Below are 20176 nucleotides of genomic sequence, written 5' to 3'. Positions count from 1 at the left end.
CTCCTTACGGGTGAGGTCGGGCCCCGGCCGCGGGGAGAGCGGCCGGGGCCCGGGGAGGGTGCGGATCAGGCGAGGTCGCGGCGGGCGGCGATCTTCGAGGACATGCCGAAGATCTCGATGAAGCCCTTGGACATCGACTGGTCGAAGGTGTCGCCGGTGTCGTACGTGGCGAGGTTGAAGTCGTACAGCGACTGGTCGGACTTGCGGCCGTCGACCACCGCGCGGCCGCCGTGCAGCACCATCCGGATCTCGCCGGAGACCGACTGGTTGGCCTCGTTGACGAAGCCGTCCAGGGCGCGCTTGAGCGGGGAGAACCACAGGCCGTCGTAGACGAGCTCGGCCCAGCGCTGCTCGACCTGCCGCTTGTAGCGGGCCAGTTCGCGCTCGACGGTGACGTTCTCCAGGGCCTGGTGGGCGGTGATCAGGGCGATCGCGCCGGGGGCCTCGTAGATCTCGCGGGACTTGATGCCGACCAGGCGGTCCTCGACCATGTCGAGGCGGCCGATGCCCTGGGCGCCGGCCCGCGTGTTGAGCTCCTCGATCGCCTGGAGCACGGTGACCTTGCGGCCGTCGATCGCGACCGGCACGCCGGCCTCGAAGGTGATGACGACGGTGTCGGCCTCACGGGCGGTGGCCGGGTTCTGGGTGTACTCGTAGACGTCCTCGACCGGGGCGTTCCAGATGTCCTCCAGGAAGCCCGTCTCGACGGCGCGACCGAACACGTTCTGGTCGATCGAGTACGGGTTCTTCTTGGTGGTCACGATCGGGAGGTTCTTCGCCTCGGCGAAGGCGATCGCCTTGTCGCGGGTCATCGCGTAGTCGCGGACCGGGGCGATGCACTTCAGCTCGGGGGCGAGCGACTGGATGCCGACCTCGAAGCGGACCTGGTCGTTGCCCTTGCCGGTGCAGCCGTGGGCGACGGTGCTGGCGCCGTGCTTCTGCGCGGCGGCCACCAGGTGCTTGACGATCGCCGGCCGCGAGAGCGCGGAGACCAGCGGGTACTGGCCCTGGTACAGGGCGTTCGCCTTGATGGCGGGCAGGCAGTACTCGTCGGCGAACTCGGTGCGGGCGTCCGCGACCTCGGCCTCGACGGCGCCGCAGTCGAGCGCGCGCTGGCGGATGGCGTCCAGGTCCTCGCCGCCCTGGCCGACGTCGACGGCGACGGCGATGACCTCGGCGCCGGTCTCCTCGGCGATCCAGCCGATGCAGACGGACGTGTCCAGACCGCCCGAGTAGGCGAGTACGACGCGCTCGGTCACGGCTTTCTCCTTCACAAACGGTGCGAACAGGGCAGAGCGTGCGGTATGCGGGTTCCCATACGGCGTTAGGCATAAGTATGCACTAGCGCGTATGGATTTCAAAACACGGGACGTGCGGCGGCGCGGCCCGGCTACTGGGCCTTGGCCTGGGCCAGCTGCATGAGGTGGTCGGAGAGCGCCTGGCCGCCCGACGGATCCCGGCTGATCAGCAGCACGGTGTCGTCACCCGCGATGGTGCCGATGATCTCGAACACCTCGGCCGCGTCGATCGCCGACGCCAGGAACTGCGCCGCGCCCGGCGGGGTGCGCAGCACCACGAGGTTGCCCGAGGCGGTGGCGGACACCATGAGCTCGCCCGCCAGCCGGGCCATCCTGGCCTCGCTGGCGGACTCCCCCATCGGTGCGCGGGGCGTGCGGTCGCCGCCCTCGGCCGGGACGGCGTAGATCAGCGCGCCGTCCCGGTTGCGGATCTTCACCGCGCCCAGCTCGTCCAGGTCCCGCGAGAGCGTGGCCTGCGTGACCACCAGTCCGTCGTCGGCGAGCAGCTTGGCCAGTTGGCTCTGCGAGCGGACGGGCTGACGGGTCAGCAGATCCACGATCCGCCGGTGGCGCGCGGTGCGGGTCTGCGGCACCTGCGGCATCGCCCCGGTGGCGGGTTGGTCGGACTGGGGTGCGGTCATGCTGCTGATTCTCCCGGAGTCCGCTCAGCTGTTCGCGTCGGGGGTTTCACCGCGGACGGCCCGGAGGATCCCGGGCAGCGCCGCGAGGAAGGCGTCCGCCTCCTGCTCGGTCAGCACCAGCGGCGGCACGAGCCGCACGGCGTCCGGCACGGCCGCGTTCACCAGGAACCCGGCCTGCTGCGCCGCGGCCTGCACCCGCGCCGCGACCGGCTCGGTGAGCACGATGCCGATCAGGAGGCCGGCCCCCCGCACGTGGTCGACCAGCGGGTCGCCGATCGCCTCGACGCCGTGCCGGAGCTTCTCGCCGGTCTTCCGGACGTGCTCCAGCAGGCCCTCCCGCTCGATCGTGCCGAGCACCGCGAGGCCCGCCGCGGCGACCACCGGGTTGCCGCCGAAGGTGGTGCCGTGGTGGCCCGGGTGGAGCAGGTCGGCGACCGGGCCGAAGGCGACCGCCGCGCCGATCGGCAGACCGCCGCCGAGGCCCTTGGCGAGCGTGACGACGTCCGGCTCGACGCCCTCGTACGCCTGGTGGGCGAACCAGTGGCCGGTCCGGCCGATGCCGGTCTGGATCTCGTCGAGCACCAGCAGCGTGCCGGTGGCCCGGGTGATCTCGCGCGCCGCCCGCAGGTAGCCCTCGGGCAGCGGGATCGCGCCGTTCTCGCCCTGGATCGGCTCCAGGAAGACCGCCGCGGTCTCGGTGGTGACGGCGGCGCGCAGCGCCTCGACGTCGCCGAACGGCACGTGGGTGACGTCGCCGGGCAGCGGCCGGAACGGATCCTGCTTGGCGGGCTGCGCGGTGAGGGCGAGCGCGCCCATCGTCCGGCCGTGGAAGGCGCCCTCCAGCGAGACCAGGTGGGTGCGGCCGGTCAGCCGGCTGATCTTGAAGGCGGCCTCGTTGGCCTCCGCGCCGGAGTTGCAGAAGAACACCCGGCCCGGTCGGCCGAAGAGCTCCAGCAGCTTCTCGGCGAGCTCGATCGTCGGCTCCGCCATGAAGAGGTTGGAGACGTGCCCGAGCGTGGAGATCTGCCGGGTCACCGCCTCCACGATCGCCGGGTGGCCGGTGCCGAGCGCGTTGACCGCGATGCCGCCGACCAGGTCGAGGTACTCCCGCCCCTCGGCGTCCCAGACCCTGGCGCCCTCGCCGCGCACCAGCGGGATGCGCGGGGTGCCGTAGTTGTCCATCAGCGCGTGCTGCCACCGCTGCGTGAGTTCGGTGTTGGTCATGCCAGGCCCCCCAGTACGGTCGTCTCGTCGTCGGGCACGACCATCGTGCCGATGCCCTCGTCGGTGAAGATCTCCAGCAGCAGGCTGTGCTGCACGCGTCCGTCGAGCACGCGGGCGGTGCCGACGCCGGAGCGGACGGCCCGCAGGCAGCCCTCCATCTTCGGCAGCATGCCGCTCGCGAGGGTCGGCAGCATCTCCTCCAGCTCGGTGGCGGACAGACGGTCGATCACCTCGCCCGAGTCGGGCCAGTTCCTGTACAGCCCCTCGACGTCGGTGAGTACGACGAGCATCTCGGCACCGAGTGCGACGGCGAGTGCGGCGGCGGCGGTGTCGGCGTTGATGTTGTAGACGTGGCCGTCGGTGCCGCGGGCGATCGAGGAGATGACGGGGATGCGGCCGTCGGCGATGAGCGCCTTCACGGCGCCCGCCTCGATGTTGACGATGTCGCCGACCAGGCCGATGTCGACCTGCTCGCCGTCGACGACGGCGTAGCGCTTGACCGCCGTCATGGTGTGCGCGTCCTCGCCGGTCATGCCGACCGCGAACGGGCCGTGGCCGTTGAGCAGGCCGACGAGCTCGCGCTGGACCTGCCCGGAGAGCACCATCCGCACGACGTCCATCGTCTCCGGCGTGGTGACCCGCAGGCCCGCGGTGAACGACGACTCCAGCCCCAGCTTCTCCAGCTGCGCGCTGATCTGCGGGCCGCCGCCGTGCACGACCACCGGGTGCAGCCCGGCGTAGCGCAGGAAGACGACGTCCTGGGCGAAGGCCGCCTTCAGGTCCTCGTCGACCATGGCGTTGCCGCCGAACTTGATCACGATCGTCTTGCCGTGGAAGCGCTCCAGCCAGGGCAGCGCCTCGATGAGCGTCCGGGCCTTGGGCAGCGCGGTGTTGTTGCGGGCCTGTTCGCCCTTGGGTGCGATCTGCACGGTGTTCCGTCCCCCGGGGATCAGGTCGAGTAGGCGCTGTTCTCGTGCACGTAGTCCGCGGTGAGGTCGTTGGTCCACACGGTGGCCTGCGCCTCGCCGGCGTGCAGGTCGGCGGTGATGACGATCTCGCGGCCGGTCATGTCGACCAGGTCGCGGTCCTCGCCGACGCTGCCGCCGCGGCACACCCAGACGCCGTTGATGGCGACGTCGAGCGCGTCCGGGTCGAAGGCGGCCGTGGTGGTGCCGATCGCCGCCAGGACGCGGCCCCAGTTCGGGTCCTCGCCGTGCAGGGCGCACTTGAGCAGGTTGTTGCGGGCGACGGTGCGGGCCACGTCGACGGCCTCGTCCTCGGTCGCCGCGCCGGTGACGTCGATCCGGATGTCCTTGGAGGCGCCCTCGGCGTCGCCGATCAGCTGCCGGGCGAGGTCGGCGCAGACGGTGCGCACGGCCTCGGCGAACCCGGCCGCGTCCGGGGTGACCCCGGAGGCGCCGGAGGCCAGCAGCAGCACGGTGTCGTTGGTCGACATGCAGCCGTCGGAGTCGGCCCGGTCGAAGGTGGTGCGGGTGGCGCTGCGCAGCGCCGCGTCGAGGTCCTCGCTGCCGACCTCGGCGTCGGTGGTGACGACGACGAGCATGGTGGCCAGGCCGGGTGCGAGCATGCCCGCGCCCTTGGCCATGCCGCCGACCGTCCAGCCCTCGGGGCTGGTGACCTGGGCGGTCTTGTGCACGGTGTCGGTGGTCTTGACGGCGATCGCGGCGGCCTCGCCGCCGTCCGCGGTGAGGGCCTTGACGGCCTGCTCGACGCCCGGCAGCAGGAGGTCCATCGGCAGGCGCACGCCGATCAGGCCGGTGGAGCAGACCGCGACCTCGATCGCGCCGACCCCGAGCTCGGCGGCGACCTTCTCGGCGGTGGCGTGGGTGTCCTGGAAGCCCTCGGGGCCGGTGCAGGCGTTCGCACCGCCGGAGTTGAGCACGACCGCGGCGAGCTGCCCGGTGGTCAGGACCTGCTGCGACCAGAGGACGGGCGCGGCCTTGACCCGGTTGGAGGTGAAGACGCCCGCCGCGGCGTACGCGGGGCCGTCGTTGACGACGAGGGCGAGGTCGGGGGCGCCGGAGGCCTTGAGGCCGGCCGTGACCCCCGACGCGCGGAAGCCCTTCGCCGCCGTCACGCCGATGTTCTGCTGGTCCGTCACGGGCTGGCTCACGGTGCGACTCCGTTCAGCGGGAGGCCGAGCTCCTCGGGGAGGCCGAGGGCGATGTTCATGGACTGCACCGCGCCGCCCGCGGTGCCCTTCACCAGGTTGTCGATCGCGCTGATCGCGATGACGCGTCCGGCGTGCTCGTCCAGGGCGACCTGGACGAGGGCGGCGTTCGAGCCGTAGACCGAACTCGTCTGCGGCCACTGCCCCTCGGGCAGCAGGCGGACGAACGGCTCGCCGGCGAAGGCCTCCTGGTAGGCGGCGCGCAGCGAGGCGGCGGTCACGCCGGGCTTCGCGGCGGCGCTGCAGGTGGCGAGGATGCCGCGCGGCATCGGCGCCAGGGTGGGGGTGAACGAGACGGTGACCGGCCCGCCCGCCACCGGGCTCAGGTTCTGCGCCATCTCCGGCGTGTGGCGGTGCCCGCCGCCGACGCCGTACGGGCTCATCGAGCCCATGACCTCGCTGCCGAGCAGGTGCGGCTTGACGGCCTTGCCCGCGCCCGAGGTGCCGGACGCGGCGACGATCACCGCCTCGTTGCCGACGAGCCCGGCGGCGTAGGCGGGGTAGAGCGCCAGGGAGACCGCGGTGGGGTAGCAGCCGGGGACGGCGATGCGCCGGGTGCCCTTCAGCGCGGCGCGGTGGCCGGGCAGTTCGGGCAGGCCGTACGGCCAGGTGCCGGCGTGCGGGGAGCCGTAGAAGCGCTCCCAGGTCGCCGCGTCCTTGAGCCGGAAGTCGGCGCCGCAGTCGACGACCAGCACGTCGTCGCCGAGCGCCTCGGCGACGGCGGCGGACTGCCCGTGCGGCAGGCCGAGGAAGACGATGTCGTGGCCGGCCAGGACCTCGGTGGTGGTCGGCTCCAGGACGCGGTCGGCCAGCGGCAGGAGGTGCGGCTGCAGGGTGCCGAACACGGCTCCCGCGTTGGAGCCGCCGGTCAGCGCCCCGATCTCGACCTCCGGGTGCCCGAGCAGCAGGCGCAGCACCTCACCGCCCGCGTACCCGCTCGCTCCGGCGACGGCGACTCGCAATGCCATGGCGTTCCTCCTAGGTTCAGCATGAATATACGCATCACGGAACATTCATGCAAGAAGCTCCGGGGGCCCGGACCCCGGGGTGCACCTCCATGATCGCTCGTTCGGCTCCCGCGGTCCGCCCCCTCCCCCACCGCACCCCGCGGACCCCGCGCACCCCCGCGACGGGAAGCCGCGCCCGCGGACGTCGCGAGCCCGCAGGGCGCCCGGCGGGCGGTGCCGCACGGGCGCGACCGCCCCTTCGCAGCGAACCCGGCCCCGCACGCCCGCAGGACCGGCCGCGCGGGCCCGCCCCGGCCGCCGCGGTGCCGCACCTCTTCCCGCAGCGAGCCCCGCCGGGCCCGCGGCCGGCAGGCCGGGACGCCGGCGATTTGTTGACTTCCCATAACCTTCCGGCCAGGCAATCGGCGCCCTCCCGTACCTGAATCCTCGTCACTCCCCTGGAAGAGTGGCTCCCGTGCCGATCGGCGGGCAGCGCCCGTCGACGGCCGGAGTTGGCCGCACTCGACAGAAGGAGCGCAAGGATGGGTAGGGACAGCACGGTCGTCGTCACCGGCCTCGGAGCCACCACCCCGCTCGGCGGGGACACCGCCTCGACCTGGGCGGGCATGCTCGCCGGACGGTCCGGGATCGGCCCGATCGAGGAGGACTGGGCGGCGGACCTCCCGGTGCGCATCGCGGGCCGGCTGGCGGTCGACCCGGCCACCGTGCTCGACCGGGTGCAGGCCCGGCGGCTGGACCGCTGCGAGCAGGTCGCCCTGGTCGCCGCACGCGAGGCGTGGGCCGACGCGGGCCGGCCCGGGGTCGAACCGGAGCGGCTCGCCGTCGTGATCGGCACCGGCACCGGGGGCGCACTGACCATCCTCGGGCAGGACGACGTGCTGGAAGCCTCGGGCGTCCGCAAGGTCTCCCCGCACACCGTGCCGATGCTGATGGCCAACGGGCCCGCCGCCTGGGTGAGCATCGACCTCGGGGCCCGCGCCGGCGCGCACACCCCGGTCAGCGCCTGCGCGTCGGGCGCCGAGGCCATCGCGACGGCCCTGGACCTCATCCGCCTGGGCCGGGCGGACGTCGTCGTGGCGGGCGGCGCGGAGGCCTGCATCTGCCCGCTGACGCTGGCCGGGTTCGCGCAGGCCCGGGCGCACTCCACGCGCAACGACGCACCCCGGCAGGCGTCCCGGCCCTTCGACACCGGCCGCGACGGCTTCGTGATCGGCGAGGGCTCGGCCGTGATCGTGCTGGAACGCGCCGGGTTCGCCGCGGCCCGCGGCGCCCGCGTGCACGCCGTGCTCGCCGGGGCCGGTGTCACCTCCGACGCGCACCACATCACCTCCGCGCACCCGGACGGCCAGGTCCGCGCGATCCGGGCGGCCCTGGCGGCGGCCGGGCTGCCCCCGCAGGCCGTCGACCACGTGCACGCGCACGCCACCTCGACGCAGCTCGGCGACCTCACCGAGGCGCGGTCCGTCACCGAGGCCGTCGGCACGCACCCCTCCGTCACCGCCACCAAGTCGATGACCGGCCACCTCTTCGGCGCGGCCGGGGCGCTGGGGGCGATCGCCGCGATCCTCGCCGTCCGCGACGGCATCGTGCCGCCGACGGTCAACCTCGACTCCCCCGACCCGGCGGTGAAGCTCGACGTCGTCACCGGCCGGCCGCGGGAGGGCCGGCTGACGGCGGCGCTGGCCAACGCCTTCGGCTTCGGCGGGCACAACGCCTCGCTGGTGTTCACGGCCGCCCCCTGACGGCCCGCCGGGCGCGGGCGCCGCCGCCGGCCGCCACTGCGGCATCCGGTCGGCAGCGCCCGCCCCCGCCCGTGTCGCGGCCGGGGGGAGCCGCGGCACGGCCTACTGTCGGAAGCCCGGATCCCTCCGGGACGCCGCCGTCCGACCGCGAGGCCGCCGTGACCCGACCCGACCCCCCCGCCCGGCCGACCGTCTGCCTCTGCATGATCGTCAAGGACGAGGCCGCCGTCATCGAACGCTGCCTCGCCTCCGTGCGCGGCCTGGTCGACACCTGGGTCATCTCCGACACCGGCTCCACCGACGGCACGCAGGAGCTGGTCCGGCGGGCCCTGGACGGCGTGCCCGGCGAACTGCACGAGGAGCCCTGGGTCGACTTCGGGCACAACCGCACCCTCAACATCCGCCGCGCCCGCGACCGCGCCGACTACCTGCTGCTGATCGACGCCGACATGGTGGTCCGCCGCTCCGGCGACCTGCCCCCGCTCACCGCCGACTCCTACCTGCTGCGGCACCGGGCCGACCCCGAACACCGGATCAAGCGGCTCGTCCGCGGCAGCCTGGACTGGCGGTACGTCGGCGCCACCCACGAGTACCTCACCACCGACGGCCCCGACGCCACCGCCCACCTGGACGCGCTGTCGGTCGAGCACCTGGCCGACGGCGGCTCCCGCGGCGACAGGCTGGGACGCGACGCCCGCCTGCTGCGCGACGACCTCGCCCGCGACCCCGACAACGGCCGCACGGTCTTCTACCTCGCCCAGACCCTCCGCGACATGGGCGACACCCAGGCCGCGATCGGTCTCTACGAGCGGCGCGCCACCATGCACGGCTGGCCGGAGGAGGTCTACTGCGCGCTGCTGCAGGCCGGGCTGCTGCGGGCCGCCGCCGGCGACTGGCCGGGCGCCATGGACTCCCTGCTGCGCGCCTGGGAGAGCCGCCCGCAGCGTCTGGAGGCCTGCTACGAACTCGCCTCCCGGCTGCGCCTGATGAGCCGCCACCGGACGGCGTACACCTTCGCCCGGACCGGCCTCGAACAGATCGGCACCGGGCCGGACGGCACGGACGACCGGCTCTTCACCCAGCCCTGGGTCTACCGCTGGGGGCTGCTGTTCGAGTACTCCGTCGCGGCGTACTGGGTGGGCGACCTGGCGGGCTCGGCGGCCGCCTGCGACCGGCTGCTGGCCCTGCCGGACCTCCCCGAGTCCTACCGCCGGCACACCCTCGCCAACCGGGAGTTCGCACGGCAGGCCGCCTGAGCGGTGGCGGCCCGCCGGCGCCGGCCGCGCAGCCCTCACCGGCCTCCGGCCGCCGCAGCCTCTTGTTCGATATTTAGCTCATGTGCTAAATATCGAACCATGACAGCAGCAGACGACGACTCGGGCGTCTTCCGCGCCCTCGCCGACCCGACGCGCCGCCAGATCCTGGAGGACCTGCGCGGGGGCGAGCTCGCGGCCGGGCAGATCGCGGCCCGCTTCACCATCAGCGCGCCCTCCGTCTCCCGGCACCTCGGCGTGCTCAAGGGCGCCGGGCTCGTCACCGAACGGCGCGACGGCAACCGCATCCTCTACACCCTGGTGGAGGAGCGGCTCGCCGTCTGCGTCGGACGGTTCCTGAGCGCCGTCTGCCCCGAACAGATCGTGCTGCGCCGCACCAGGTGGCGGGAGACGGAGACCGGATGAGAACACCACCCCTCGCGAGCACCGTCGAACGGCGGCTGCTGGTGAACTACCGCACCGACCCCGGCACCACCGCCCGGCTGCTGCCCCCGCGGCTGCGGCCGCAGCTCGTCCGCGGTCACGCCGTCGCCGGGCTGTGCCTGCTGCGCCTCGGTGCCGTCCGGCCCGCCTGGGCGCCGGGCGGGACGGGCCTGCGCAGCGAGAACGCCGCGCACCGCATCGCCGTCGAGTGGGACGGCCCCGACGGCGTCGAGACGGGGGTCTACATCACCCGCCGCGACACCGCGTCCCGGATCAACGCCTGGGCCGGCGGCCGGATCTTCCCCGGCACGCACGGCCTGGCCGACTTCCGCGTCAGCGAGAGCGCCGGGGAGCTGTCCGTGGGCTTCACCACGCACGACGGCGCGGTGCACGCCGAGGTGACCGCCGCACCGGCCGACCGCCTCGACGGCAGCGTGCTCTTCGACGACCTCGCCGCCGCCTCGGCGTTCTTCCGCGCCGGCTCCCGCGGGTGGTCGCCCGCCCGGGAGCCCGGCCGGCTCGACGGCATGCGGCTGGAGACCGACGCCTGGCACGTCGAGGCGGCCGTGACGCACTCCGCGGCCTCGTCGTTCTTCGACGACCCCGAGCGCTTCCCGCCCGGCAGCGCCGAGCTGGACTGCACCCTCCTCATGCGCGGCATGCCGGCCCGCTGGCAGGCACTGCCGCCCCTGCAGGCCGCCTGACCGGCACCCGCTAGCGCTTCACCACGCGCAGCAGCACGAACTTCGGGTCGCTCGCCACCGTCCGGCAGTTGCCGAACAGCCGGCGGAGCTTGACGTGGTAGCCGAGGTGGCGGTTGCCGACCACCCAGAGCTCGCCGCCCTGCCGCAGCGCCGTACGGGCACTGCTGAACATCCGCCAGGCGGTGGCGTCCGTGATGGCCTGGTGGGTGTGGAACGGCGGGTTGTTGAGCACCAGGTCGACGCTGCCGGGCGGCACGTCCGCCATGGCGTCGCCGGCCGCGAACCGGGCCGGGGCGTCCGCACCGAGGTTGGCGCGGAAGGTCGCCTCCGCCGAGGCGACGGCCTGGTACGACTCGTCGACGAAGACCACCTCGGCGTCCGGGTTGGCGAGCGCAGCCGCCGTACCCACGACGCCGTTGCCGCAGCCGAGGTCGACCACCGTCTCCGGCCCCTTGCGCTCCGGGAGGTGGCGGAGCAGGAAGCGGGTGCCGACGTCGAGGCGGTCCGCGCAGAAGATGCCGGCGTGGTTGGTGACCGGCCGGCCGGAGACCACGCCGATCTCGCCCGGGAGGTCGTAGCTGCGCGGCCACGGGCTGCCGGTGCGGGCGATCGCGGGATCCGGGGTGCAGTGGATCAGCCGGGCCTTGCGGACGGCGAGCGAGGTGCGGGTCGGGCCGAGCACCTTCTCGAAGAGCTGCAGGGTGGAGGTGTGGATCTCGGTGGTCATGCCGGTGCCGACCACGACCGTGCCCTCGTGCACCGCCGGGGCCAGCCGGTGCAGCTGGTCCTCCAGCAGGGCGAGGTTCTTGGGCACCCGGACGAGCAGCACGTCGACCCGCTCGGGCGGGGTCTCACGCGTGGTCAGCAGCCGGACGGCGGCGGCGTCCCCGGGGTGGTTGCGGTCGAGGTTGGCGACCGTGGCCTGCCGGCCGAGGTAGGAGTCGCCGATCTGCACCGGGTGGTGGGCGGCGAGCGCGGTGGCGAGGGCGCCCCAGCGGTCGCCGACGATCACGACGGTGCCGCTCAGGTCGGTGCCGCTCTCGGCGAGGTGCTGCAGCAGGTAGTCGTCGGAGGCGTCCCAGGCACGCAGCTGATCGCGCGGGTCGTCGGGATAACGGGTGAGGTCGACCTCACCGAAGGGCGTGCTCAGGCGGTTCATCGTGCTCCAGGCTAGCCGACCGCGCCCCGCCGCCCGGCCGTCCCGCGGCGGGACGGCCCGCACGGGCGGGCCGCGCCGCCGTCAGGGGCGGCCGCGGTGGCGGGCCCACTCGTGCGCGAGGACGGACATCACGACGTCGTCGACCCGGTCGTCGCCGTCGCGCAGCGCCTCGCGCAGCACGCCCTCCGCGACGAACCCGGCCTTCTCGTAGACGCGGCGGGCACGCGGGTTGAAGGCGTACACGTGCAGCGAGACCCGGTGCAGGGCGAGGTGGCCGAAGGCGTGGCCGAGGACGAGCCGGACGGCCTCGGTGCCGAGGCCGCGGTCGCGGCCGCCGGGGCCGATCAGGATGCGGAGGTTGCAGCTGCGGTTCGGCCCGTCCCACTCGTTGAGCACCACCTCGCCGACGCAGCGGTCGGCGGCGCGGTCGACGAGGGCGAGGTCGAGCCGGTCGTCCTGCTCGTTGCGGGAGCCGTACCAGCGGCGCAGGTGGTCCTCGTCGAACGGCGGGTGGTGGGCGCTGCCGGTCAGCCGGCGCACCTCCGGATCGGCGATCGCGGCCGCCAGGGCGGGCAGGTCGGCGCCGGGGCGGAAGGGGCGCAGCAGGGCCCGGTCGCCGGTGAGGGTGGGCTTGTGCAGGAAGTCGGGGCTCACCCGGTGATTCTCGGCGACGGCCGGTGCGTCGGCCACGCGTTTTCCGGCGGCGCGGCGGGTCGCCGCGGCCGGGCGGGAGCGGCCGGGCGGGAGCGGCCGGACGGGAGCGGCCGGGCGGGAGCGGCCGGACTGCGGCGCGGCAACGGAGCGGCCGGGGCCGGTACCGCGCACGGCCGGACGACAGTATGCCGCCGCCGGGCGGCCCGCGGTGGCGGGTCGCGGCAAGTCGGCCGACGGGCCGTCGCGGCGGCCCGGGCCGGGTACCGTGCCAGCATGCAGACCAGGCCGACCCTGCCCGGCGCCGCCGTCCTCCTCCGGCCCGCCGGCCCCGCCGACGTGCCCCTGCTGGCGGAGATCCGGTCCACGGCCGAGGTGCGGGCCCGCTGGCGGGGCGGTCCCGACATGGTGGCGGAGGTGCGCTCCGACCTGTCGGACGCGCAGACGCCGACCCTGGCCGTCGAGTACCGGGGCCGGGTGGTCGGCGCGATCCAGTGGCACGAGGAGGAGGAGCCGGACTACCGGCACGCCGGCATCGACGTGTACCTCGACCCGTCGGTGCACGGCCGGGGGCTGGGCACCGACGCCGTCCGCACGCTCGCCCGCTACCTGACGACGGAGCTCGGCCACCACCGGCTGGTCATCGACCCGGCGGCGGACAACGCCCCGGCCATCGCCTGCTACCGCAAGGTCGGCTTCCGTCCGGTGGGGGTGATGCGGCGGTACGAGCGCGGGCCGGACGGCACCTGGCACGACGGCCTGCTGATGGACCTGCTGGCGGACGAGCTCACCGCCGCCGACCCGCCGGGGGGCGGGGGCGGCCTCCGGTCGGCGCTCCGGCGCCGGCTGGGCGGCGGCCGCACGACGCCGTGACCGCCTGCCCGAGCAGCCGGGCCGCCTCGGCGAGCGCGCGCTCCGGCAGGGCCGCGTAGCCGAGCACCACCGCCGGTGCGCCCTCCGACTCCAGCCGCATCGGCGTGACCGGCTCGACCCGGACGCCGCGCTCCGCGGCGGCCGCGACGGCCTCGGCCTCGGCGCAGCCGTCCGGCAGGTCGAGGTGGAGGTGGAGGCCCGCGGCGACGCCGCGCACGGCGGCGTCCGGCAGGTGCCGGGCGAGGGCCTCGGCCAGGGCGTCGCGGCGGCTGCGGTACCGGGCCCGGACGGCCCGCAGGTGGCGGTCGTGGCCGCCGTCGGCGAGCAGCCGGGCGAAGGCCAGCTGGTCGAGGACGGAACAGCCGAGGTCGGCGTACCGCTTGGCCTCGCGGAAGCCGTCCGCCCACGCGTCGGGCAGGACGGCCCAGCCGAGCCGGAGCCCGGGGGCGAGCGTCTTGCTGAGCGAGCCGAGGTGCACGACGTGGTCGGGGGCGAGCCCCTGGAGGCAGCCGACGGGCTCGCGGTCGTAGCGGAACTCCGCGTCGTAGTCGTCCTCGACCACCAGGCCGCCGGTGACGCGCGCCCAGGCGATCAGGGCGGCGCGCCGCCCGGGGGCGAGCACCACGCCGGTCGGGTACTGGTGGGCGGGCGTGACGAGCACGGCGCGGGATCCGGTGGCGGCGAGCGCGGCGACGTCCAGGCCGTCCGTGTCGACGGGCACGCCGACGGGCTCGATGCCGTGGGCGCGCAGCAGATCGAGGGTGCCCGGCGAACACGGGTCCTCCACCGCGAGGGTGCGGTGGCCGTGCTGCCGCAACTGCCCCACCAGCAGGGCGAGTCCCTGCGCCACCCCGCCGACCACGATCACCTGCCGCCCGGTCGCGGCCGCGCCGCGCACCCGCCCGAGGGAGGCGGCGAGGGCGGCCCGCAGCTCGGGACGGCCGGCCGGGTCGCCGTAGCCGAGGCCGCTGTGCGCCGTGTCGGCGAGCGCGCGGCGCAGCGCGGCCTGCCAGGCGGCGCGGGGGAAGGCCGACAGGTCGGGGGTGCCGGGTGCGAGGTCGTACCGGACGGGGTGCCCGGTGGCGGGCGGCGGGACGGGCGGGGCGGCGGGCGCGACGCCGTCCGCGACCCGGGTGCCCGACCCCGGGATGCTCACCAGGTATCCCTCGGCGACCAGTTGGGCGTACGCCTCGACGACGGTGCCGCGGGCCAGGCCGAGGTCGCGGGCGAGCACGCGGGTGGCGGGCAGCCGGCCGCCGGCGGGCGGGCGGCCCTGCCGCACGGCGTCGCGCAGCGCCCGGGTGAGACGGGCGGTCAGCTCGCCGCCGGTGCGGTCGAAGGCGAGGAGGAGCTCGGTCACGGCCGCGATCGTACGCCGCCCCGGCGCCGGAAGTGGTCCACTCCGGCGCTGCCCGGGTGGACCTGTCCGGCGGACCGCCTGCTGCCTAGCGTGGAGGGCATGCCACTCTCCGACACCGCGTCCGGCGCGCTGCGCGCGGGCACCGCGATGACCATGCTGGGCTGCTCCACGGCGGTGAGCGCCGCGTTCGCCGGCTATCCGCTGCTCGGCGGCCAGGCCGTGCGCTACCTGCTGGCGGCGGCACTGCTGGTGCCGATCGCGCTGCGGAGCGGCCTGCGCGGCCTACGGCCCACGCGCCGTGAGTACGGCCGGCTGGTGCTGGTCTCCGCGTCCGGCGTGTTCGCCTTCAACGTGCTGCTGGTGCAGGCGGTGCGGCACTCCGGTCCGGCAGCCGTCGGGAGCGTGGTCGGCGCGGCCCCGCTGCTGCTCGCGGTGCTCGCGCCGGCCCTGGTCCGCCGCCGCCCGCACGGCCGCACCGTCGTCGCCGCGGCGGTGGTGGCGGTCGGCGCTGCGGTGGCGCAGGGCCTGGGCGGCGGCAGTGCCGCGGGCACCTGGTACGCGCTGGGCACGCTCGGCTGCGAGGCCGGGTTCTCGCTGCTGGCGGTACCGCTGCTGCCGCGGCTGGGGCCGGTCGGGGTCTCGGCGTGGGTGACCGTGCTGGCGGTGCCGATGTTCGCGGTGACGGCCGCCGTACGGGACGGCCGGGCGGCGCTGCGCACCCCCACCGGCGCCGAGCTCGCCGCGCTGCTCTACCTCGCGGTGGTGATGACCGTGGTGGCGTTCCTGCTCTGGTACGGCGCGCTCGGACGGCTGGGGCCCGAACGTGCCGGGCTGTTCGCCGGGCTGGTGCCGATCACCTCGGCGGCCGCCGCGGCCGTGCTCGGCACCGGCACCGCGCGCGCCGGGGAGGTGGCGGGCGCCCTGCTGGTCGGCGCCGGGGTCGTCCTCGGCCTGCGGGGGCCGTCGGCCGGCGCGGCACCGGCCGCAGCACCGGCCGCGGGCACGGCGGACGGGCCGGAGCGGGCCCGCGCGGCCGCGCCCGCCGGCCCGTGACCGCCCGCCGGCCGGGAGCTCGGGCCGGCGGTGGAGATCACCGGGCTGGGGGCCTGTCAGCCGGACTTCGGGCTCGCGGGCGGCAGCACCGGGAACGAGGCCTGGTGAGCGAGCCGCGGCCCCGCCTCCTCCGCGAGCGGGCCGAGGACGTCGTCGAGCGCCAGGAACGCCTCCCAGAGGGGCTGTCGGCGGGCTTCGGCGAGCCGCCCGGCCACGAGGTCCTCCAGGTCGGCCTGGCGCCGGCCCTTCCAGATTTTGTCGGCGAGGCTGACCAGCAGTTCCTCGGTGCTGATGCCGGGCAGGGTCCAGGAGGCGTGCGTGCCCGCGTACCGGGCGCGGTCCGGGTGGACGCCGCGGGCCAGCAGCAGGGCCCGGCCCGCCTCCTCGTGCAGCGAGCCGGGCGCGGACAGCTCCTCGGGGTGCAGCACCTTGCCGACGTCGTGGGTGGCCGCGCCGTACAGGACGCCGGGCCGGTCCGCGCCCAGCTCCGCCCCGAAGGCGTCGACGAGTCGCAGCGCCACGTCGTGGACGAGCCGCAGGTGCGCCACCAGGCGGGGCGGGGCCCCGAGTCCGGCCAGCAGTGCGGCGGTTTCCGCCGGCAGCGGGGCCGGCTCCGGGACGGTTCGGATCATGTCCGTCGGTGTGCCCGCCGCGGTACCGCCGCCCGTGCCCGCCCCGGCCGCCGGCCGGCACGGCGGGCGGTGACGGGGTGGAGCAGGAAGCCGGCGGCGGAGGCGCCCGCGACCACGGCGGCGCACGAGCCGGCGAGCAGCGTCCACGGCACCACGATCTCGGTGCCCTTGGGCCACAACTGCGCCCCGGCCAGGACGAATCCGGCCGTCGCACCGCACCCGACGGACAGGGCGGTGATGACCGCCGCCTGCGTGGCGGACACGGTGCGGCGGGTCGGGCCGCCGAAGCCGATCACCCGGAGCAGCCGCAGCTGGGGCCGCAGTTCCTGCGCGGACGCGGAGACCGCCAGGAGCGTGACCACGAGCACCATGACCCCGGCGACGGCCATCAGGACGTTCCAGCGCACCGGCACGGGCGGGCTGTACGGCCGCTCGACGTGCAGGGCGGTGGCGGGGACGCCCAGCGGCTCCAGCGCCCGGCCGAGCCTGGCCTCCAGGTCGGGCGGCACGGCACCGTCCAGGGTGGCCAGGTACGTGGTGGTGACCGGGACGAGGCCGAGCGCCCGCGCGGCGCGTGCGGTGAGCACCGCCCGCGCCCGGTTGAGCGTGGTGCTGTCGACGGGGTGCTCCGCCACGGCCGCCGGGACGCGCCGCGGCGTCGCCGCCTGCTCGGGACCGGCGGCCAGGTCGACCGCGCCGCCGCGGACGAACACCGGGTCCAGGGCGAGGACGTGCCCGGCGGTGAGGGCCGCGGTCTCGGCGCCGGTGGGCCCGCGCATCGTCAGCGCGCGGAAGTCGTCCGGGGTGTCGACGATCTGCAGGCGCCCGAAGCGGCTGCCCGTCACCCCGCCCGGCGCGAGGATCGCCACCGGCGGCAGGGCCAGCCGCGAGAGCGCGCCCGCCTCCGGGGTGTCCGAGGCGTACACGCCCTGGACGGCCACCACCGGCCGGGTGGTGCCGGCGGCGGTGCGCAGCGCGTCCTCGACGGCGGCGGAGGGCGGGGCGTCGCGCAGCACCACCTCGACCTGGCCGGTGTGCCGGGATCCGGCGTACTCGCGGGCGTCCCGGGCGCTGTTGCCACCGACGAACAGCGCGGTGGCCGTCGCCAGGGCGACGGCGACCGTGCCGAACGCCACCGCGGCGGTCGGCCGGCGGCGGTCGCGGGCGAGGTCGCGGACGGCGAAGCGGGGGCCCGGCCGGAGCGGCCCGGCCGCGCGGCCGAGCAGGATCAGCACGTCGGGCACGGCCAGCAGCAGGGCGGCCAGCAGGACGACGCCGCCGGCCGCGCCGGGCGTGCTGGAGCCAGCGGCGACACCCGACACGACGGCGGCGGCACCGACCGCACCGAGGATCGCGCACCAGCGCCTGCGGCGGGTGCCGGCGCGGGTGGCCGGTGCCCGGTTCAGCCCGCTGCGCACCGTGCGGGCGGCGGCGAGCCGGGCCGGGATCCGGACCGCCAGGGCCCCGCACAGGACGGTGGCGAGCAGCAGCACCAGCGGACGGGGTGTGGCCGGGTCGACCGCGGCGAGGTCGCGGGCGACGGCGGAGCGGACGGCGGGCCGGACGGCGGCGCCGAGCGCCGTGCCCAGCACGACCCCTGCGGTGCCGCCGGCCGCGGCGGCGAGCAGGCCCGCCGTCCGGGCGACCCGGACGAGCCGGGGGCCGTCGAAGCCGATCGCGGAGAGCAGCGCGAACTGCCGTTGCAGGCGCCGCATCCGCAGGCCGAACACGGCTGCCGCGGCGCACAGGACCAGCAGGAGGCCCGGCACGGCGACGAGGCCGGGCTGCGCGGCGAGCAGGCTGCGGGCCGTGCTGGCGACCTGGGTGCGGGTGCGGACGGCGAGGTGCTGCCGGGCCGCGGGCGGGCCGAGGGCGGCGGTGCCGCCGGTCACGAGCCAGCCGCGGACGGCCCCCGACTCGGCGGCGTGCGCCGGGTTGAACCACCGGGCGAAGAGGCCCGGTCCGCCGACGGCGATGTCCGCGCGGTAGGCGCTCGGGTCCTCGACGACGCCGACGATCGTCGCGGGGGTGTCGGACCACCGGTGGCGCAGTTCGTCGCCGATCCGCAGGTGGCGGGTGGCGGCGAGGTGGCGGGAGACCGCGGCCTCGGCCGGGCCCGCCGGCAGGCGGCCGGCCGTGGTGCGCAGCCAGCCGTGGGTGACCGGTGCCGTCCAGTCGGTCTCGCGGTAGGCGGCCTGCACGGTGAGGCCGCCGACGACGACCGGGAACTGCGGGCTCCTGTAGTACGGGACCGCGGCGGTGCCCGGCGGGAGCGGGCCGAGCACGGCCGCCAGGTCGGCGGGGGCGGGGCCCGGTTCGATCCGGTCGATCTGGGTGTCCGCCTGCGCCATGGCCGTGGTGGCGAGCTGCGCGGGCGAGAGGTTGAGCGTGTCGACGACCGAGGCGGCGGCGGTGGCGAGCAGGACGGGCACGGCGAACAGTGCGAGCAGCATGGCGCGGCGCCGTCCCGTGCCGATCACGATCGTCCGGGCGAGGCGGCGGTCGAGGGAGGTGCCGTGCCGGTCGGTCACTGCGCGCCCTCGCGCCGTGCGGGGGCGGGTGGCTGTTCGATCCGCACGAGGGCGCCGTCCTTGAGGTGCACGATCCGGTCGGCGAACGCGGCGTTCGCCGGGTTGTGCGTGGAGAGGAGCACGGTGGCCCCGGCGTCGCACAGGCGGCGCAGCAGCATCATGATCTCCGCGCCGGTCGCCGAGTCGAGCGATCCGGTGGGCTCGTCGGCGAGGACGAGCCGCCGGTCGCCGACGACGGCCCGGGCGATGGCCACGCGCTGCTGCTGGCCGCCGGAGATCTCGTCGGGGTAGCGGCGGGCCGTCCCGTCGAGTCCGACCTCGGCCAGGGCCTGCCGGGCGGCGGTCCGGGCTGCGGCGCGGGGCACTCCGGCGCCTTCCAGGGGGAGGGAGACGTTCTCCTCCAGGGTGAGTTCCGGCAGCAGGTTGAGCTCCTGGAACACGAAGCCGACGGTCGTCAGCCGACGCCGGGCCAACTGGCGTTCCGGAAGGCGGCCGAGGTCCTCGCCGAGCACCCGGACGGCGCCGGCGTCGGCCCGGTCGAGGCCCCCGACGAGGCTCAGCAGGGTGGTCTTCCCGGAGCCGCTCGCGCCCATCAGCACGACCAGTTCGCCGCGGCCCACCTGCAGGCTGATGCCGTGCAGGGCGCGGACGGCGGCGTCGCCGGACGTGAAGGTCCGTGCGACGCCTTCGAGTTCCACGACGGGCACTCGGTTCTCCTCACGTGGTGCGGCGGTGCGGGGCCCGGCCGGGGCCCGCGTCCGCGGGGTCTCCGGCCGGGCGGTCGGTGGTCAGCAGGCGCGGTCGTCGGTGTAGACGACGACCGAGCTCGCCTCGTCATTGTTGTACCAACCGACGGATATTTTGCTGGAGTTGGTGTTCATGCAGGCACTGCCGCCGGAGGCGTTGGCGCCCCAGAACCACTTGGCGTCCCGGTACCAGGAGTTGTTGATCCAGGACGACGCGATGTCGTTGAAGCCGCTGAGGTTGTAGGTGCCCGCGGCGTCGCCGTGGTACCACATGCCGCCCTGGAAGCTCTCGTCGTTGTACAGGCAGACCCAGCCCACCTGGCAGGGGCCGGCGGCGGCGGCCGGGGTGGCGAGGCCACCGATGCTCGCACCGACGGCGAGCGCCACCGCTGCGGCCGTGCGTCCTGCGCGTCGTGCGATGCCCATACCCCAACCTCCTGCAGACGAACGACCGGCCTGTTGGCGGCCGTGCGCCCCGGACACTACCGAGCGTGCGCGCGCGGCCACAGGGTGGCGGCGGCGGGGCCGGGCGGCGACCGCCGCGATCGGGCCGGTGCGGGGCGGGGCCGCGCGACGCGGGCGGCGGGCGGGCGGCCGGGCCCACCGGACCCGTCCGTCCCGCCCGCGCCGTCCGCCCCTTCCGGCCCCGGCCTGCGCGATCTTCCCCACGCCCACCGGGGGGCACGGATCCGGACGCCCACCCTCC

The 20176-nt window shown here is 75.7% G+C and carries 18 protein-coding genes and 1 pseudogene; 6 read left to right on the top strand and 13 right to left on the bottom strand.

What is annotated here, in order from left to right:
- Positions 1-65: 65 nt before the first annotated feature.
- The 6 genes from SNE206_RS01100 to argC all read right to left on the bottom strand — a co-directional run bounded on the left by SNE206_RS01100 (position 66) and on the right by argC (position 6322).
- Positions 66-1259, bottom strand: coding sequence for an argininosuccinate synthase (locus tag SNE206_RS01100; protein ID WP_407911398.1), 1194 nt, complete (start codon positions 1257-1259; stop codon positions 66-68).
- 131 nt (positions 1260-1390) lie between these two features.
- Entirely contained in the window at positions 1391-1939 is a 549-nt protein-coding gene (locus SNE206_RS01095) for an arginine repressor (protein WP_407911397.1), read from the bottom strand.
- A 24-nt stretch (positions 1940-1963) separates the two neighbouring features.
- Positions 1964-3163, bottom strand: a complete 1200-nt coding sequence (locus tag SNE206_RS01090) for an acetylornithine transaminase (protein WP_407911396.1) — start codon at positions 3161-3163, stop codon at positions 1964-1966.
- The gene (gene argB, locus SNE206_RS01085; protein WP_407911395.1) at positions 3160-4092 is read right to left on the bottom strand and encodes an acetylglutamate kinase; all 933 of its coding nucleotides are present in this window, start codon (positions 4090-4092) and stop codon (positions 3160-3162) included. Before argB ends, SNE206_RS01090 begins: the two co-directional genes overlap by 4 nt.
- Positions 4093-4112: 20 nt before the next feature.
- A complete protein-coding gene (gene argJ / locus SNE206_RS01080; RefSeq protein WP_407911610.1) occupies positions 4113-5267 on the bottom strand; it encodes a bifunctional glutamate N-acetyltransferase/amino-acid acetyltransferase ArgJ in 1155 nt (384 codons plus the stop codon).
- 26 nt (positions 5268-5293) lie between these two features.
- A complete protein-coding gene (gene argC, locus SNE206_RS01075; protein WP_407911394.1) occupies positions 5294-6322 on the bottom strand; it encodes an N-acetyl-gamma-glutamyl-phosphate reductase in 1029 nt (342 codons plus the stop codon).
- Between the two features lie 521 nt (positions 6323-6843).
- Between argC and SNE206_RS01070 the strand changes: the two genes are divergently transcribed.
- The 4 genes from SNE206_RS01070 (at position 6844) to SNE206_RS01055 (ending at position 10465) form a co-directional block, all read left to right on the top strand.
- Entirely contained in the window at positions 6844-8064 is a 1221-nt protein-coding gene (locus tag SNE206_RS01070) for a beta-ketoacyl-[acyl-carrier-protein] synthase family protein (RefSeq protein ID WP_407911393.1), read from the top strand.
- Between the two features lie 158 nt (positions 8065-8222).
- Complete coding sequence (locus tag SNE206_RS01065; RefSeq protein WP_407911392.1) at positions 8223-9320, top strand: glycosyltransferase; 1098 nt, start codon at positions 8223-8225, stop codon at positions 9318-9320.
- 99 nt (positions 9321-9419) lie between these two features.
- Positions 9420-9743, top strand: a complete 324-nt coding sequence (locus tag SNE206_RS01060; RefSeq protein ID WP_407911391.1) for a metalloregulator ArsR/SmtB family transcription factor — start codon at positions 9420-9422, stop codon at positions 9741-9743.
- Complete coding sequence (locus SNE206_RS01055; protein ID WP_407911390.1) at positions 9740-10465, top strand: DUF2071 domain-containing protein; 726 nt, start codon at positions 9740-9742, stop codon at positions 10463-10465. The genes SNE206_RS01060 and SNE206_RS01055 overlap by 4 nt, the downstream gene beginning before the upstream one ends.
- Positions 10466-10475: 10 nt before the next feature.
- Here the strand turns inward: SNE206_RS01055 and SNE206_RS01050 are convergent, their stop codons facing one another.
- Positions 10476-11624, bottom strand: a complete 1149-nt coding sequence (locus SNE206_RS01050) for a methyltransferase (RefSeq protein WP_405010457.1) — start codon at positions 11622-11624, stop codon at positions 10476-10478.
- Positions 11625-11705: 81 nt separating this feature from the next.
- On the bottom strand, positions 11706-12314 hold the full coding sequence (locus tag SNE206_RS01045; protein ID WP_407911389.1) for a GNAT family N-acetyltransferase: 609 nt from the start codon (positions 12312-12314) through the stop codon (positions 11706-11708).
- A gap of 237 nt (positions 12315-12551) precedes the next feature.
- On the opposite strand from SNE206_RS01045, the pseudogene SNE206_RS01040 reads away from it, so the two are divergent.
- Positions 12552-13067, top strand: a pseudogene (locus SNE206_RS01040) (GNAT family N-acetyltransferase); the annotation flags it as partial.
- On the opposite strand, the gene SNE206_RS01035 reads toward SNE206_RS01040, so the two are convergent.
- Positions 13063-14508: a PLP-dependent aminotransferase family protein gene (locus SNE206_RS01035; protein ID WP_407911388.1), complete on the bottom strand. Its 1446-nt coding sequence runs from the start codon at positions 14506-14508 to the stop codon at positions 13063-13065. The pseudogene SNE206_RS01040 and the gene SNE206_RS01035 overlap by 5 nt on opposite strands.
- Positions 14509-14607: 99 nt before the next feature.
- Here SNE206_RS01035 and SNE206_RS01030 point away from each other — a divergent pair, with 99 nt between their 5' ends.
- Positions 14608-15561 carry a DMT family transporter gene (locus SNE206_RS01030; protein WP_407911387.1) on the top strand — a complete coding sequence of 318 codons (954 nt, stop codon included), beginning with the start codon at positions 14608-14610 and terminating at the stop codon, positions 15559-15561.
- A gap of 56 nt (positions 15562-15617) precedes the next feature.
- Here SNE206_RS01030 and SNE206_RS01025 read toward each other — a convergent pair whose 3' ends face one another.
- The 4 genes from SNE206_RS01025 to SNE206_RS01010 all read right to left on the bottom strand — a co-directional run bounded on the left by SNE206_RS01025 (position 15618) and on the right by SNE206_RS01010 (position 19896).
- Positions 15618-16193 carry a phosphohydrolase gene (locus tag SNE206_RS01025; RefSeq protein ID WP_407911386.1) on the bottom strand — a complete coding sequence of 192 codons (576 nt, stop codon included), beginning with the start codon at positions 16191-16193 and terminating at the stop codon, positions 15618-15620.
- Positions 16190-18724: a hypothetical protein gene (locus SNE206_RS01020; protein ID WP_407911385.1), complete on the bottom strand. Its 2535-nt coding sequence runs from the start codon at positions 18722-18724 to the stop codon at positions 16190-16192. The genes SNE206_RS01025 and SNE206_RS01020 overlap by 4 nt, the downstream gene beginning before the upstream one ends.
- Positions 18721-19431, bottom strand: a complete 711-nt coding sequence (locus SNE206_RS01015; protein WP_407911384.1) for an ABC transporter ATP-binding protein — start codon at positions 19429-19431, stop codon at positions 18721-18723. Before SNE206_RS01015 ends, SNE206_RS01020 begins: the two co-directional genes overlap by 4 nt.
- 81 nt (positions 19432-19512) lie before the next feature.
- Complete coding sequence (locus SNE206_RS01010; protein ID WP_407911383.1) at positions 19513-19896, bottom strand: peptidase inhibitor family I36 protein; 384 nt, start codon at positions 19894-19896, stop codon at positions 19513-19515.
- Positions 19897-20176 lie beyond the last annotated feature (280 nt).

Source organism: Kitasatospora sp. NE20-6, assembly GCF_045862635.1.
The sequence above is the reverse complement of the archived record's forward strand: the minus strand, read 5'-3'. Positions and strand labels throughout refer to the sequence as shown.